Origin of the sequence: Hoeflea sp. EC-HK425 (assembly GCF_902498795.1) — a bacterium.
Taxonomy (GTDB): Bacteria; Pseudomonadota; Alphaproteobacteria; order Rhizobiales; family Rhizobiaceae; genus Hoeflea; species Hoeflea alexandrii.
This window is the reverse complement of record NZ_LR701572.1, coordinates 44,978-60,322: the sequence shown is the minus strand read 5'-3', so window position 1 is coordinate 60,322 and position 15,345 is coordinate 44,978. Positions and strand designations below refer to the sequence as shown.

The 15,345-nt window shown below is 58.9% G+C and carries 16 protein-coding genes and 1 pseudogene; 4 read left to right on the top strand and 13 right to left on the bottom strand.

Features of this window, described 5'->3' with window-relative positions:
- Nucleotides 1–3: 3 nt before the first annotated feature.
- Entirely contained in the window at nt 4–1,062 is a 1,059-nt protein-coding gene (locus tag SPHINGO391_RS03175; protein WP_152007470.1) for a hypothetical protein, read from the bottom strand.
- Between the two features lie 699 nt (nt 1,063–1,761).
- Between SPHINGO391_RS03175 and SPHINGO391_RS03170 the strand changes: the two genes are divergently transcribed.
- Both SPHINGO391_RS03170 and SPHINGO391_RS03165 read left to right on the top strand, forming a co-directional pair.
- Nucleotides 1,762–2,958, top strand: a complete 1,197-nt coding sequence (locus tag SPHINGO391_RS03170; RefSeq protein ID WP_152007469.1) for an IS256 family transposase — start codon at nt 1,762–1,764, stop codon at nt 2,956–2,958.
- Between the two features lie 254 nt (nt 2,959–3,212).
- Entirely contained in the window at nt 3,213–3,476 is a 264-nt protein-coding gene (locus SPHINGO391_RS03165) for a WGR domain-containing protein (protein WP_152007468.1), read from the top strand.
- Nucleotides 3,477–3,738: 262 nt separating this feature from the next.
- On the opposite strand, the gene SPHINGO391_RS03160 is transcribed toward SPHINGO391_RS03165, so the two are convergent.
- Both SPHINGO391_RS03160 and SPHINGO391_RS03155 read right to left on the bottom strand, forming a co-directional pair.
- Nucleotides 3,739–4,038 carry a CcdB family protein gene (locus tag SPHINGO391_RS03160; RefSeq protein WP_152007467.1) on the bottom strand — a complete coding sequence of 100 codons (300 nt, stop codon included), beginning with the start codon at nt 4,036–4,038 and terminating at the stop codon, nt 3,739–3,741.
- Nucleotides 4,038–4,274 (bottom strand): type II toxin-antitoxin system CcdA family antitoxin, encoded by a 237-nt coding sequence (locus SPHINGO391_RS03155; protein ID WP_152007466.1) that lies wholly within the window; start codon nt 4,272–4,274, stop codon nt 4,038–4,040. Before SPHINGO391_RS03155 ends, SPHINGO391_RS03160 begins: the two co-directional genes overlap by 1 nt.
- 135 nt (nt 4,275–4,409) lie before the next feature.
- On the opposite strand from SPHINGO391_RS03155, the gene SPHINGO391_RS03150 reads away from it, so the two are divergent.
- Both SPHINGO391_RS03150 and SPHINGO391_RS03145 read left to right on the top strand, forming a co-directional pair.
- Nucleotides 4,410–5,123: an IS6 family transposase gene (locus SPHINGO391_RS03150; RefSeq protein ID WP_152007465.1), complete on the top strand. Its 714-nt coding sequence runs from the start codon at nt 4,410–4,412 to the stop codon at nt 5,121–5,123.
- Between the two features lie 44 nt (nt 5,124–5,167).
- Nucleotides 5,168–5,398: pseudogene (locus tag SPHINGO391_RS03145) on the top strand (transposase); the annotation flags it as partial.
- A gap of 60 nt (nt 5,399–5,458) precedes the next feature.
- Here the strand turns inward: SPHINGO391_RS03145 and SPHINGO391_RS03140 are convergent.
- From SPHINGO391_RS03140 to SPHINGO391_RS03095, 10 genes are all read right to left on the bottom strand, one after another.
- Complete coding sequence (locus SPHINGO391_RS03140) at nt 5,459–6,163, bottom strand: ABC transporter ATP-binding protein (protein WP_152007464.1); 705 nt, start codon at nt 6,161–6,163, stop codon at nt 5,459–5,461.
- Nucleotides 6,156–6,953, bottom strand: a complete 798-nt coding sequence (locus SPHINGO391_RS03135) for an ABC transporter ATP-binding protein (RefSeq protein ID WP_152007463.1) — start codon at nt 6,951–6,953, stop codon at nt 6,156–6,158. The genes SPHINGO391_RS03140 and SPHINGO391_RS03135 overlap by 8 nt, the downstream gene beginning before the upstream one ends.
- Nucleotides 6,950–7,957, bottom strand: a complete 1,008-nt coding sequence (locus tag SPHINGO391_RS03130; protein WP_152007462.1) for a branched-chain amino acid ABC transporter permease — start codon at nt 7,955–7,957, stop codon at nt 6,950–6,952. Before SPHINGO391_RS03130 ends, SPHINGO391_RS03135 begins: the two co-directional genes overlap by 4 nt.
- Nucleotides 7,954–8,838 carry a branched-chain amino acid ABC transporter permease gene (locus SPHINGO391_RS03125; protein WP_210385757.1) on the bottom strand — a complete coding sequence of 295 codons (885 nt, stop codon included), beginning with the start codon at nt 8,836–8,838 and terminating at the stop codon, nt 7,954–7,956. Before SPHINGO391_RS03125 ends, SPHINGO391_RS03130 begins: the two co-directional genes overlap by 4 nt.
- 83 nt (nt 8,839–8,921) lie before the next feature.
- Complete coding sequence (locus SPHINGO391_RS03120; protein WP_152007461.1) at nt 8,922–10,193, bottom strand: ABC transporter substrate-binding protein; 1,272 nt, start codon at nt 10,191–10,193, stop codon at nt 8,922–8,924.
- Nucleotides 10,194–10,279: 86 nt separating this feature from the next.
- Entirely contained in the window at nt 10,280–11,110 is an 831-nt protein-coding gene (locus tag SPHINGO391_RS03115) for an SDR family NAD(P)-dependent oxidoreductase (protein ID WP_152007460.1), read from the bottom strand.
- Nucleotides 11,111–11,229: 119 nt separating this feature from the next.
- Nucleotides 11,230–12,093, bottom strand: coding sequence for a CoA ester lyase (locus SPHINGO391_RS03110; RefSeq protein ID WP_152007459.1), 864 nt, complete (start codon nt 12,091–12,093; stop codon nt 11,230–11,232).
- A gap of 38 nt (nt 12,094–12,131) precedes the next feature.
- The gene (locus SPHINGO391_RS03105) at nt 12,132–13,169 is read right to left on the bottom strand and encodes an MBL fold metallo-hydrolase (protein WP_152007458.1); all 1,038 of its coding nucleotides are present in this window, start codon (nt 13,167–13,169) and stop codon (nt 12,132–12,134) included.
- The gene (locus SPHINGO391_RS03100) at nt 13,166–14,230 is read right to left on the bottom strand and encodes a MaoC family dehydratase (protein ID WP_152007457.1); all 1,065 of its coding nucleotides are present in this window, start codon (nt 14,228–14,230) and stop codon (nt 13,166–13,168) included. Before SPHINGO391_RS03100 ends, SPHINGO391_RS03105 begins: the two co-directional genes overlap by 4 nt.
- Nucleotides 14,231–14,334: 104 nt before the next feature.
- Nucleotides 14,335–15,264 (bottom strand): CoA ester lyase, encoded by a 930-nt coding sequence (locus tag SPHINGO391_RS03095; protein WP_152007456.1) that lies wholly within the window; start codon nt 15,262–15,264, stop codon nt 14,335–14,337.
- Between the last annotated feature and the right edge of the window lie 81 nt (nt 15,265–15,345).

The following is a 15,345-nucleotide window of genomic DNA, read 5'->3' as shown; positions in this document are numbered from 1 at the left end:
GAGCTAGGAACCGAACAGTCCATACCGCCGGCGCACGGTCCGTCGATCCGCCCGGAATGGGACGGCCATTGCTCCGGAATGGTCAGCATAAGGCGGATTAATGCCGAGCTGATCCCGCATGGGCTCAGGATCATCCGGGACCTCACGGAGGTTGGAAACCGCGACCCGGTTGAGAGCAAGGTCCGGAACCCGAGTCACAGGTATCGGGTCTTGAGCCACCCGTTCGGTCGACATCAGGCGCTCTCGGGCAACCGCGGCTTCGACCATTGCCTCCGCCGTCTGCAGCGGAATGAGGTTTCCGCTTTCCCGCATCAATTCCGCTTCGCCGCGCCGGAATTCTTCCGCCATAGACTCCCGAGCCAGACGGTAGGCTTGAGCGACATTGTCAACGCCGCAGATCGCATCAAGACAGTCGAGTCCGAAGACCCCGGCATCGCGGAACCGGGCTGGCAGTTCTTGATCGGAGCAGTCGATGATCGCCCAGCTGATGGCTTCAGGTTCAATCTTCATTCGACGGTGTTTGCGGTAGAGCAGATCGGAGACCTGAGCCCGGGCGATTGTCAGATTGTCGGCGATCTGATTGAGCCTCGTCGTTTCGATCGTCGACGCCTGACGCTTGAACTCGAGCAGGCAGGCTTTGCCCGTGCCGTGATTGATCACGAGTCCATCGGCACGGTATGTGGGCCCTCGCGGCTCGGGATCATGATCAGATTGAAGCTGGGCGAGAACAGCCGCTGAGTTGGAATGAACGAGTCCTAGTTGGCTCGGATCGATGGCGAACTTCAACCCGGTCCTGATGACCGTCAGGATGTCCACACGACGCGCAACAATGTCGAGGATCTGCTCCTTGGCTCTGCCATCGTTGCGCGGCATCATCATGTAGTACGTCGCCAATGCGCTTGATGCGCCGAGGACTGGATCAGTGCTTGTATCGCGCGCCTGTTGCAGCGTCTTGTCGACAGTCATTTTGGCAAGAGCCTCAAGCTCTGGTCGGATTAGGGCAAGATCGAGGGCAGGGCGGTTGGCCGCAGCGACGGCGTCATTCTGGTTTGTCTCTTTCATTGGGAAAATCCCTGGTCTTGGGCAATCCGTGCACAGCTTTGCCGCTCCCTTGTTTCGCAACGCTGCCAGGATTGGCTGACATCATGGTTCAAGGATCGGTCGGCGCCGCTCACGCTCTGGGATTGCAGCTGACAGGGCTCACGCGTCTTCAACGTGTCAGCTCATCAGCAGCCAGCCCCAAAAGGTTGCCTGATTCAACGGATGAATGTGGAAATGATTTCCGCGGTCGGGCGCCGGGGCAGGGAGCAGCAAGCATGTCTCATCCGGCTTTACAACCAGACCTGACAAGTCGCTGTCACATCACCGCGACGGCATTGATGCGGAAATTTGGGATGTTCCCTAACCGGGATTTAGCGTAAGAATTCGCATAGCCGTGCTCCTATTACGGTAGGGGTGTCGGTCAGGCCTTCGTGGAGTGTTGACGCACTCGCGAAGGCCGCTTAGTCCGGCAAGGTGTTACCTCAAGCCGATGCATAGACTGATAATCCGGATTTCCTGTTCCGGCAACACCAAAAGAACACTTCCGGAACAAACGAATCGATTATGGTTAACAAGACAATTTTATTCATTTTTCTTCATCGGTTTCGCAAACCGAATATTTCTAGATCGTGTCCCGCAGCGTGGTGTAGCTGACAGGGTGGTCACCAGTGTTTTCCGGTAGGGTCGGGTTGTTGAAGCTCAACCTGAAGGACACCACTGATGACCGACGACATGATGAACCTGCGCTCACTCGTTGAGAAGAGCGCCGACGCCGATTTGCTCCGCGAGATGATCGGCTTTGCCGCCGAGAAGCTGATGGCGCTGGAGGTCGGCACGAAGACCGGCGCTGGCTATGGCGAGAAGAATGACTTTCGGCTTGCCCAGCGCAACGGCTATCGCGACGGGGACTGGGAAACACGGGCGGGAACAGTCGAGCTGCGCATTCCGAAGCTTCGCACCGGCAGCTACTTCCCGAGCTTTCTCGAACCGCGCCGCATGGCGGAGAAGGCCCTGACGGCGGTGATCCAGGAAGCCTATATCCAGGGCGTTTCGACCCGCTCGGTCGATGATCTGGTCAAGGCCATGGGTATGAGCGGCATTTCCAAGAGTCAGGTGTCCCGGCTCTGCGAAGAGATCGACGACAAGGTAAAAGCCTTTCTCGACAGGTCCATAGAAGGTGAGTGGCCCTACCTGTGGATTGATGCCACCTACCTGAAGGTCCGGCGCGGCGGGCGCATTGTCTCTGTTGCGGTCATCATCGCGGTGGGTGTCAACACCGACGGCCGACGCGAGGTGCTCGGCATGGAAATCGGCACATCCGAGGCCGAGGCGATCTGGACGGAATTCCTGCGCAAGCTGACCAGGCGCGGTCTCGGCGGCGTGAAGCTGGTGATCTCCGATGCGCATGAAGGCATCAAGGCCGCCGCCTCCAAGGTGCTCAACGCCACCTGGCAGCGCTGCAGGGTTCACTTCATGCGCAATGCGCTTGCCCATGCCGGAAAAAGCGGACGGCGTGTCGTCTCCGCCTTCATTGCCACCGCCTTCGCCCAGGATACGCCCGAGGCTGCAAGCACCCAATGGCGCAATGTCGCCGACCAGATCAGACCGAAGGTGCCGAAACTCGCCACACTCATGGACAGCGCCGAGCAGGACGTGCTCGCTTACATGACCTTTCCAAAGGCGCACTGGACCAAGTTGCACTCGACCAACCCCATCGAACGATTGAACGGCGAAATCAAGCGACGAACCGAGGTCGTCGGCATCTTCCCGAACGACGACGCCATCGTCAGACTGGTCGGTGCGCTGCTGCTCGAACAGAACGACGAGTGGGCCGTCCAGCGCTCCCGTTACATGACGCTAGAAACAATCGGACAAATGAGCGATGATCCGCTCATCAGCCTGCCAGCCGCAAGCTGATCCATTCCCGGCTCTGTCCGGAAGGCACGGCGAGCGCCGAAGCTACACCACGTCCTGGGACACGATCTATTTCTATAGTCGATCGTTTGTATTTTCTACTTTGAAACGTTCCTTCAGCGAGGCGAGGACCGCCGTACCTGGCTGCTTGGACAGCCTACCTGCGCGAATAATCCATCAACCGCATGAATCTATTTGGATCAACTGATTCAACGTTATCATTGGACGCCGGGGCCTGAAGTTCCGAAGCTGGCATCATGATCGCGCAACCTTATCACATCTATATCGAACGCACTGACCCCACCAAAAACATGGCCCGGTATTATGCCTTGGAGATTTCGGGCACGTTGTTCGGCGAAACGTGTTTGACCCGGACCTGGGGCCGAATTGGCAGGCGAGGGCAGAGCAAGATGCACATGTTCGAGAACGAACAGAAAGCCGTCGACCTGTTTCTGGATCTCATGCGCCAGAAACGAAGCCGCGGTTATAGGCCGAGGTCGCCGCTGCGCAAACCCGCATGAATCGAGAGGGCCCATCACGAAGGCGGCAGGTTGAGTGAGCTCCGCCGATCGCAGCGCCTCGTTCGGTAATAATCTGCAAGTTGGCCGGCAATTCACCCACTTGGGCGCCGCAAGAAACTTTACTCGGACCAATGCTGTCCCGCCGTAACTTTGCGGTGTGAGAAAAAAAACATGTTACATAAGCTTTATTATGGAACTTTTAGGACAGATGATAACCCTGTTTCGTTGACTTTTCAGCACCAGAGAAAGAAGCACGATACAGTCAGAACCCAACCAGCAGCATATCCAATGCGGCCATAATCTCATTGTCATGCCCCCTCAGGCTGGTGACCGGGCTGCGCAACAGCGAACGCGGAACCGCCGCCATGAACTGCGTGACCATAACATGCGGCTCGTCGCCAATCTCGAAAACCGGATTGAGGCGCTGGGCCGGAACCGGAGCTTGCGCCAGAGGCAGCAGCGGAACCACGATCCGTGTGTTGAGTTCGTTCAGCACATCTGCCTGAACATCGAGAACATAGCCGGCGCCACCGGGATTTGCGAAAACCTCGAAACGCGCCATCAGAACTGCCTGTACTTCTCCAAAGGCAAGCCGTGTGCTTCTGCCCACGCGTTCGAGCTTGCGAGCGCGGCGGCATTCTCGCGCTGCCAGGCTTGCGTTTTCGCCTCGGCTACGGCACGCCGCAGACCTGCCTCCGCCGCCTGAGACAGATTCACTCCAAACGATCTGGCCTCCGTCAGCAGTGACGAGTCCAGCGTGAGGTTTGTGGGTTTTCTAGGGGCAGCCTGTGATTGCATGGTCTCTCCTCACTTCATGCGCATAATATATGCACATTGAGTGTGTGGCAAGGCACTGATGTTGCTGTTACTCTGCGATCCAAGAGGAGGTGTCGCCTTAACTGGTTGGTGGGGATCGGAGCATAGGCTAACCGCATGACTGAAGATGCTTCCGCCCAATATAAACGACACCGCTTTCCAGCCGAGGTCATCGCACATGCAGTATGGCTTTATTATCGATTTCCGCTGAGCCTGCGCGACGTTGAAGACCTGCTTGCCGAGCGTGGGATCGAGGTGTCTTTTCAGACTGTCGCCGAATGGGCGAGGAAATTTGGCCTGAAGTTCGCCCGTCAACTTCGTCGACGGTCCTGCGGCAATTTTGCTGACAAATGGCATCTTGATGAGATGGTCGTGTCCATAAAGGGAAAGAAATACTGGCTGTGGCGCGCTGTCGATGCCAACGGTTACGTTCTCGATGCCCTGCTGCAAAGCCGTAGAAACAAGGGAGCGGCTCTCCGGCTAATGCGCAAACTTCTGAAAAGCCAGGGCGTCACGCCACGCGTGATGGTGACAGACAAGCTGCGCTCTTACTCCGCTGCAAAGCGACAGCTCATGCCGGGCATCGAGCACCGTTCGCACAAAGGGCTCAACAACCGCGTCGAGAATTCTCACCTTCCCGTGCAACGACGAGAGAGACGCATGATGCGGTTCAATTCGGCACGGCAATGCCAGCGTTTCGTCTCAACCCACGGCCAAATTGCCAATCTTTTCCATCTTCATAGAAAACACCTGACTGCCACCGATCACCGCCAACTTCACGCCCACGCCAGCACCATCTGGCGTGAGATCGCCTTGTCGTTCAAAGCCTGAAATTCATGCCCAGGCAATGATCGCGCGCTGTGGTCGGTTAAGGCGACGCCCCCATCGACGGTGCTATCGATACCGAACTAACCGCAATCATGCGTTTCGCCAGCGTTCTGCGGCGGGATATTGATGCCGTCAAGAATGCAATCGAACTCCCCTGGAGCAACGGGCAGGCAGAAGGACAGATCAACCGCCTGAAGACGTTGAAGCGAGCAATGTACGGCCGCGCCGGCCCAGAATTGATGAGGGCGAGAATGCTACCGTTGAATCACAGACTTTGAGGAAGAACCCAATTAACTGCAAAACGACATCACATCTCCTGATCTCCGCACCAACGCTGTTTACACCGCCAAGTAGCGTGTCTTGAGGCCGGCATCGGCATCGAATTCGTCCCAACTGCCAGAGAACACGATGCGCCCGCTGTCAAGGAGGTAGACCCTGTCAGTGCAGCTTCGTGCAAACCAGACATTCTGCTCGGTCAGAAGCAAGGTGGTTCCATTGTTCTTGCGCATTAAGGATAGCTGGCGAGCGATATCCTGAACGATGACCGGTGCAACACCCTCCGTCGGCTCATCGAGAAGCAGGCAATCCGGACGGGAAAAAATGGTGCGGGCGATCGCCAGCACCTGCTGCTGGCCGCCGCTGAGTTCAAAACCCTGCCGGTCCTTGAGATCGCGCAACATGGGGAAAAACTCGAGCACTTCCTCAAGCGCGTATGGCTGCGTGCCTGGGCGAACAGCGTGGCGTCCCATCTGGATGTTTTCCGACACGGTCAGGTGTCTGTAGATCCGCCGATCTTCCGGAACAAGGCCCAACCCGAGCCGGGCGCGCGCGAATGCAGGAAGCCCGACGATGTCCGAACCGCGATGAGAGATCGGACCCCTAGCAAGCGGCCCGCCGTTCATGATGCCCTTGAACAGGGTCGTCTTGCCGGCGCCATTGCGCCCGAGAATGGCGACACCCTCTCCGTCGGCCACGGAGATCGAGACATCCTGGATGATGTGGCTGTCGCCGTAAAAGAGATTGAGAGGTCCCACTTCAAGCATAATTGACCTCGGTTCCAAGATAGACTTCGCGGACGAGCGGATTCTGGCGCACCTCTTCGGGTGTGCCGGCCGCAACCAGTTCGCCGTGGTGCAGCACCACCACCCGCGAGGCGAGACCGAAGACCACATCCATGTCGTGTTCGGTGAGAACAACGGTCATGCCGTGACGCGCCTTGACGGCCGCGATCAGTTCAATGGACGCCTGACGGTCAGCAGGCGCCATGCCGGCGGTCGGCTCGTCAAGCAGCAGGATGCGCGGCCTGAGCGCCAGGCTCATGGCCAGTTCAAGCCGCTTCTTGTCGCCATGAGAGAGGAACCGCGCCTGATCGAAACCTTTACTGGCGAGTCCCACCTCCTCCAGCGTCTCGTCGACCAGGTCCCGGACATCAGGGGCCGGCCGGCAGCCCAACCGGAACCGCGCGCCTTGCGTTTTCTGAGCCAGGTAGGCTTCGACAGCTATCAGCACGTTTTCAGCCGCGGTCAGATCGAGAAACACACTGGCCACCTGAAAGGACCGGCCAAATCCCGAACGGACCCGGCGCCATGCCGGCATTCTCGTGATATCCGCGCCATTGTAGGAAACGGTGCCGCTGTCGGCGAACACCTCGCCGCTGAGCACCTTGAACAGCGTGGTTTTCCCGGCGCCATTCGGACCGATGACAGCCAGCGTGTCCCCATCGGAGACGGACAGATCTATCAGCTTGAGGACCTTCACCGACGGGTAATCCTTGACGATGGCGCGGGCCGTCAGGATCTCGTTGGCGGGTATTGTGGCGGATGCGTTGCTCATTTCGTCGCTTCCTCCGCAGATTTGGCCGACCGTTTGGCCTGATATCTGGACCTGAACCGCGATAGTCCGCCGAGGATGCCGCCGGGCAACAGGAGCACAACCACGAGCAAGGTGAAACCTATGATGATCTCCGAAAGCCCATGCATGGTTCGCGTCCCGTATTCGAGTAGCGAAAACCCCACCGCGCCCACCACCGGACCCCAGAAGCTCTGAACACCGCCCAGAAGGGTGTAGAGAATTGGGCGGGCGGAAAATGTCCAATGGGCCAATTCGGGGGTCAGCAGTTGGAGCCAGGGGCCATACAAAGCACCGACAAGAGCCGTCAGACCTGAAGCGATGACAAAGCAGGTTAATCTGTTGACCATGACATTAATGCCCAGGAATTCCGCACGCACTGGATCCTGCTCAATGCTCTTGAAGCGACGGCCGATGGGGCCATGCGTGACCCACCAGATGACTCCCGCGAGAATGCCGCAGATCAGCACCATGAAATAGTAGTAGTTGTCTCCCGTGGCGAGATCGACCGCGAACACGCCCAGATCCAGCACCGGCCGCCGGATTCCGGTAAATCCGTCCTCCCTCCCCAACTCGGGGATATAGGACAGGAAGAGGTAGACGATCTGGGCCAGCGCCAGGCTGAGAATTGCGAAATAGACGCCGAGCGATCGGCGCAATGCGATCAGGCCGACGAGCAGCGCCACCGAAGCGCCGAACAGTCCGGCCGCAGAGAAGGTCATCAACGGATGCAGATCGGGCCAGGTTCTGGCCATCAGGGCGTAACAGTAGCCGCCGAGAGCGAAGAAGGAGGCATGCCCGAAACTGACAAGCCCGGTCCGTCCGAACATCAGATTCCAGCTGAGCCCGAAGACAATATGCAAGGCAAGAGTTCCGCCGACGAAGACAATGCCCTTGTCCGCCACCGATGGCAGGATCAGAAGAACCGCCAGAAAGCCGACGCCGATGCCGAGATCCCTGACGAGACTGGATTGGAAATGCTGTTTCATAGCTGCGTTCCCTTCACCAGACCCTCGGGGCGCAGGAGCAACATGATCACCATGGCGATGTAGAAGAACATTCCGGGGATTTCAGAGAAATAGACCGATCCAAAGGAATCAATCACGCAAAGCAGGATCGCGGCCAGGAAGGTTCCGCGGATATTGCCCATGCCGCCGACGATGAGAACACCGAAAGCCTGCACCACGAACGTACTGGCAAGGTTTGGCGAAATCGTCTGGTTGGGGAGCAGAAGCCCTCCTGCTATTCCGGCCAGGAAGAAGCCGAAAACAACGATCCACATGTAGAACTGCGGGACGTTGACGCCAAGCATTTGCGCCATCCAGGGGTCGCTGGCGATGGACTGGGTCAGCTTCCCGGTTTCAGTGCGCTGCAAGGCCCACTCCAGAAACAGATAACAGACGACGCCCAGAACAATGATGAAGATGGCATAGGTCGGCATGAACAGATCACCGACAATATGGATACCGGCCAGCGCCGAGGGAGCAGCGACACTGTAGAACGACACACCCCAGATCGCCTTCACCGCGCCTTCGGTTATGAGCAGCAGCGCGTAGGTGGCGATCAGCGAGTAGGCCTCGTCAACTTTGAGCAATGGCCGGAAGACGAAGCGCTCGACCACAAGCCCGATTGCCCCCAGAGCCAGACCGGAGGCCACGCTTATCAACACGTAGGAGAGCATCGATTCGGCGGAGCCGAACAGGGAGACCAGCGAAAACGCGATATACGCGCCGATCATGAAGAAGCCGCCATGGGCAAAGTTCAAAACCCGCAGGATCCCGAATATCAACGTCAGCCCGGTGGCGAACAGAAACACCACCATAGCCGAGAACAGGCCATTGAAAACCGGACTGAGAACATAGGTCAGCAATTGAGATCACCCGATAATGGACCCGCGAACTAGAAACTTCGCGGGTCGTCTGCCAGATCAGCTGCGATAGGGAAAGGCAGGCCTCAGCCCTTCTTGAAGTTGAACTTGATCGGCTCGCCCGGCGTTGCCGGCTCGCTCAACCCATCATCCTTGATCACACGGTAGTCGGTGACCGTCCAGCCCTGCTCGCTGTCATCGGGACCGAACTGGACCAGATTCAAGTCGCAGATGGCCTGGTGATCTTCCTTGCGGATCTTGCGCATGCCCTTGCAACTATCGAATTCGAGATCCTCCAGACCTGCGATCACCTTGTCCGTATCGGCGCTACCGGCCCTCTGGATTGCGGCGGCATAGGCCAGCACCGAGGCATGCGCCTCACCCATATAGCCCGCCGGATGCGGATCGCCGGTCATCTTGACATAGGCGTCGTAAAGATCGTCATTGATCTTGTGGCCGCGATAGGCTCCGTAATACCAATGGAAGCCGGACCACAGGCCTTCCGGCGTGTTCTTGCCCATCGCCTGCGCAATGATGAATTCGCTGCCCGGATCGACCATCACTTCGAACTTCTTGGTCAGTCCGTAAGCCGCCGCCTGGCTGAACATGGTCACGGCGTCGCCGCCATAGACGCCGCAATACAGGCCCTTGGCAGAACTGCGCATGAGCTGCACGATCTCGTTCTTGTAGTCGGTCGCCCCATATTTGGTCCATATCGGGTCACTGATCTCGAGCGGCTTGTTGTTGGCCTCATAGAACTCGGTCATGCCGTCCACGAAGGAGTCCCAGTTGGACTGGCTGATTGCCGTCTGCGGGCTGATCATCATCCACTCGGCGACGTCAGACGAATCCTCGGCCACCAGCTTGGCTAGCGCGCGCTGACGCGCGTAGGCGTGGTCCGAGGTGCGAAAGAAGTTCGGCGAGAACTGCTCGTGGGTAAGCTCGTTGGCGGACGCCGCCGAAACGACGAGCACAGAATTGTCGGCCTGCAAAGTGGGTGAGATCGCCAGTGCAACACCGCTCGACAAGACGCCGAACATCAAGTTGACGCCGCTTCCTGCGAGATCCTTCGCTGCCGCAACGCCTGCTGCGGGAGCAGCCTTTGAATCGCGGGTCACCAGTTCGAGGGGGCGTCCAAGGACGCCGCCGGCCTGATTGATCTGATTGACGGCGATGGTGGCGCCCGCGAGCTGATAGCGGCCGATCACCTCCTGCGATCCGCTCAGCGGCGAAATAAGACCGAGCCGGATCGGGTTGCCGTCGGCGCGCGATGGACGCGCCAGACTGCCGAGCGCGCCGGCGGCGCCGAAGACCGCAAGCGATTTGATGATATTGCGTCGTGAAAGATTGTTGATCATTGATGTCTCCTCCTCAGGTATTTTCGAACGATAGTTAGATTTTGAAACAGTGTCAACGTGAAGCCGAGGCGAAATCGATCAGCATCTTATTCTGTGTAAACGCCCTCGCGCAGCAGGGCCGACGAAGCCAGATCCGCGCCCTGCCGGTGGGTGTAAAAGCCCGAACAAAGTCCGCCATCCACCCTGATCATGCTTCCGGTGACGTATGATGCCGCATCGGAAAGCAGAAACAGTATCACCGAGGCAACCTCGCCGGGAAGCGCCATGCGGCCCATCGGGGTCCGGTCGTCGAGCACGTCCGCCACAAAGCCCTGCGGTATTCCTTGGCGCACCAGAGGGGTATCGACGCCGTTGGGAGCAATCGCGTTGACGCGGATGCCGCGCCGGCTCCACTCGATCGCCAGCACGTCGGTCAGTCCGGCCACGCCGAACTTGGATGAACAGTAATTCGAGCGGCCGGCAAACCCGCCAATCGAATTGACCGAACCGATATTGACGATGGCGCCTGCCCCATGGTCGAGCATGCGCCGCCCGGCGGACTGGCAGGAGAGAAACATGCCTTTGAGATTGGTGTCGACCACCAGATCCCAACTGGCTTCGCTCATGCTTTCAGCCGGCGCCGGCCGCGACAGTCCGGCGGCGGTGACGAGACCGAAGATCGGACCGAGTTCTTTCTCAAGGGTCTCCACCGCACGCTCGGTCGCCGCGCTGTCGCGCACGTCGAGCGGCAGGCCAATAGCCTTGCCCCCCTGCCCGCGAATGGTCTCCGCGAAGGCAAGAGCCTCATCAGCCTGGTTGTCGGCGATGCCCACCGCAGCACCCGCAGTCACCAGCGCCTCGACCGTCGCCCGGCCGATCCCTGATGCTCCTCCGGTGACCATCACGGCTTTTCCACCAAAATCAAAAGACACGTTCATGCTGCACTCCCGAGCTTTATCGTCACTTGCATCGCCGCCGGCTCGACTGCGCAAAAAGTGCCGCCTGCACCGTTGTGCGCAGTTTCACAAAGCCGGCCGCACCTGCGTTACATCCGCGGCTAGCCCGCTTTCGCCAGCGTCTTGCGGGCGATATCGAGATGCAGCCGCTCGACCATTTTGCCGTCAATCGTGATAACACCCTTATTGGCGTTTTCGGGCTGGCCATAGGCGAGCACGATTCGCTCAGCCTCCGCGATCGCAAAGGGCGATGGCGCAAACGCCTGATTGGCAACTGCAATCTGGGCAGGGTGGATGAGGGTCTTGCCATCGAATCCCATAACAGCGCCTTCGGCACACTCCGCTTCAAATCCGTCCTGGTCACCAAAATCATTGAAGACACCGTCGAGAACCTGCAGTCCGAAGGCGCGAGCATGGATCACGACCTGCAGCAACCAGTGCTTGAGCGTCGAGCGCCCAAGCGGCAGCGGCACCCCGGTTTCCTTGGCGAGATCGTTTGTTCCAATCACGAAACATTCAAGCCGCGATCCGGCCATTTTTCCCAGCCGTGCAATATCGCGGATATTGACGATGGCAAGGGGCGTTTCGATCATTGCCCAGATTTGCACGTCGTCCAGTCCCAGACGATCGAGTTCCGCAGCCGCATCGAGGATCGTTTGCGGATGCTCGACCTTTGGCAGTAGGATCGCCTCAGGCCGGCATGCGACGGCCGCCCTGAAATCCTCGGCGCCCCATTCCGTTCCGCCGCTATTGATCCGGATGATCCGCTGCTTTCCAGAGGTCGGATTGGCGTCAAAGTAGGCCTTCAGCGCCTCGCGGGCCTGCGCTTTCGCGCCCGGCGCCACCGCGTCCTCGAGATCATAGACAACGCCGTCGCAGTCGAGAGCGCCGGATTTCGCCATCGCTTTCTCATTGGCGGCAGGAACATAGAGGACGGATCTGAGGGGGCGGATCGATGACTGCATGATGGGTCCCGACTGGTTTGTTGAAAAGGCAAGCATGTTCAGGCAAAGCTCTCGTAGATGATGTGGCCGCGGTCGTCGCTTGCAGCGCCAACAACGCCATCGTGGATCAGGTAATTGATATGAGCCAGGACCTCGCCGAGCGCAAAGCCGATATTCTCCGGCCCATCGATATGCGGGAACATGGTTTTCGAAAGCGAGAGCGCATGTTGCGGCGTGCGCAGATGGCTGATGGTTGCGTCAAGCCGGTCGGTGTGATGGTCCTGCAATTGCCGGATTCGCGTGTGCATCCCGTAATAGGGGCGGCCGTGCGATGGCAGTACCAGGACGTCGTCGGGAATGCTGGCGAACTGTGCGAAGGAATTGAGATAATCGCCGAGCGGGTCAGCATGGGGCAGCATCTCGTAGACAGCTATCACCGGCGTGATCCTGGGGAGGAGATGATCGCCCGCGATCAGCACATTGTCCTTCTCGCAGTAGAACGACGCATGTTCAAACGCATGGCCCCGGGTGACGATCACCCGCCAGTCGCGTTGGCCAAAGCGGACAATCTCTCCGTCCCGAATCTCGGTGATCGCGCCGGGAATTGTCGATGACATGTCCATGAAGCGGTGGCGGCTGGTCAACATCAGATCGGCGCCGGCTTCATCAAATCCGTGACCAAGCAGGAACCTGTGGTGCTCGTCATTCGAGCCCGGCACGTCGCGGGAATGGCTGAGCCGCGCCCAGACCCATTCGCCGAAGGTGCCGACAAACTCTGCGCCGAAGCGATCCACCATCCAGCCGGCCAGACCGATATGGTCGACGTGGCCGTGGGTTGTGATCAGGGTCTTGACCGGTTCGCCTCGCATGGGGGCCGCAAACAGCTTCTCCCAGCATTCCTTGATGCTCTTCGTGACACATCCAGTGTCGATGACTGTCCAGCCATCCTCGTTCTTCAACAACCAGACATTGACATGGTTGAGGCGGAAGGGCAGCGGCAGACAGGCCCAGTAAAGCCCTTCGACCACCTCTTTCACCTCGCCCGGGCCAGGAGCCTTGTCGTAAGGAAACCGCAACTCGTCAGACAGGGCGCTCATTGACCGTCCCCGCGCGCTTCATCGCCGAACCTTGGCACAAGCACCCAGTAATCGAGTTCGAGCAACGCCTCCGCTGACGAAGGGTCGGGAAACCCTGAGCATGGCGCGTCTTTGGTCGCAATCATGCGCACACGAACGGCACCAATATCCGAACGCCCGGAAACCGGATGCTTGTCCAACACTTCCGACCAGCAATAGACGGTATCGCCGGCAGCCGCCGGATTGAGGTGACGGCCGCCATTGATCCCGGCAACGAACGCGGCATTTGCCAGTCCGTTGAAGGAAAGCGAGCGCGCCAGGCTCATCACATGCCCGCCATAGACAATCCGGCGGCCAAAGCGGCTCGACCGCTGCAGCACCGCATCAAAATGCCCTTTGGCGGTATTCTGGTAGAGCCGCGTGGCAATCTGATGCTCGGCCTCTTCGATCGTCATTCCATCGATATGGTTGATTTTTTCACCGATTTCGTAGGCCTCAAAGCCATGAAGGCTGCCGGCGAGCACCGGATCGTAGCGGGCAAAATCAAGGTCTTGGGGAATGACGAGTTCGCTGCCGGGGATGTGGGCGGGCAGGTCGGGGACAATGCCGTGGGGAGCAGGTGAGGCCGTGTCGCGCTTGTTGACCATGACCCACCGGACGAAGCTCACAACGGCCTGTCCGTGCTGATTGTAGCCCGTCGACCGCACATAGACGATGCCGGTGCGGCCATTGGAGTTTTCGCGCACGCCGATCACTTCGCTGCGTGCGTGAAAACTGTCTCCCGGCCAGGCCGGAACCAGAAACCGGCAATCCGCGTAGCCGAGATTGGCCACCGCATTGAGCGACACATCCGGCACCGTCTTGCCGAAGACCACATGGAAAACCAGAAGATTGTCGAGCGGCGCCTGCCGAAGTCCACAATCCTGCGAAAACGCATCGGATGACTGGACGGGGAAACGCATGCCATACAGGGCACTGTACAAGGCGACATCCCCGGTCGTCACAGTGCGCGGAACGGCATGGGAGATTTCCATCCCCGGCCTGAAATCCTCAAAATAATTGCCTTCGGATGATTTTTGCATTGCTCTTTACACCTGTCTCCAGCCCGATCTTTTCCAAAGGGTATTTGCCGGATGATGCGCGAAACCTCGCCGTCCGACCGCAACCTCCTTCGCCCGCGGTAAGATCATGTGTCCCCGGTCGGCTTCATGCCGATGGCTTCGGCCTGGTCGATGATCCCCTGAACCAGGCGAACGGTGGCGACATCCACCATCTGGCCGTCCACCTGGATGGCCCCCAGTCCCTGGGCTTGCGCCTCCCGATAAGCGGCCACCGCCTTGTGCGCCTTGTCGAGTTCGTCCTGGGCAGGACTGAAAACCTCCTGCGCAATGGCGACCTGGCTTGGGTGGATCGCCCATTTGCCAACCATGCCAAGCTGCTTGGCGCGACGGCACTCAGTCCGGAAATACTCGCCGTCACGGAAATTGACGAAGGGGCCGTCGACCGCGTCTATGCCGAAGCTGCGTGCGGCGACGATCACCTTGTAGCGCGCGTAGTGCCAGATATCGCCTGGATATCCGGTGTCACCGGATACTGCCCGCGGATCAATCCCCTGCGAGGCGGAGTAATCGCCCATCCCGAAAACCAGCGCCTCGAGCCGCTCAGACGCACTGGCAATCTCCTCGACATTCATGATTGCCTCGGCTTCCTCGATCAAGACCTCAATGCCGATCTTCCGAGTCAATCCAAGCTTGAGTTCGATTTGTGACAGCAGCCGGTCAACGAAGCGTACATCACAGGCAGATCTCACCTTCGGCACCAGGATCGTATCGAGATTGGCGCTCGCCCCCTCGACGACTTCGATGATGTCCTCGTAGGCATACTGGGTATCTAGATCATTGATGCGGACGCACCGAACACTCTTGCCCCAGTCGAGCGTGTTCAGCGCCGTGACGATCTGGGCTCTCGCGGGGATCTTTGCCGCCGGGGCGACGGCATCCTCAAGATCGAGAAAGATGTGGTCCACATCTAGCGACGCAGCCTTTGTCATCATCTTGTCGCTGCTGCCGGGAACCGCCAGCTGGCAGCGCCTAAGTCGTTTCGGTTTCTGTGCCATCGAGCAAACTCCTGCGAATTGGAAGACGAACTTGGATCATAAGGACGGTTGCCCTGGAGCGACACACCCGAAATTCCTGTT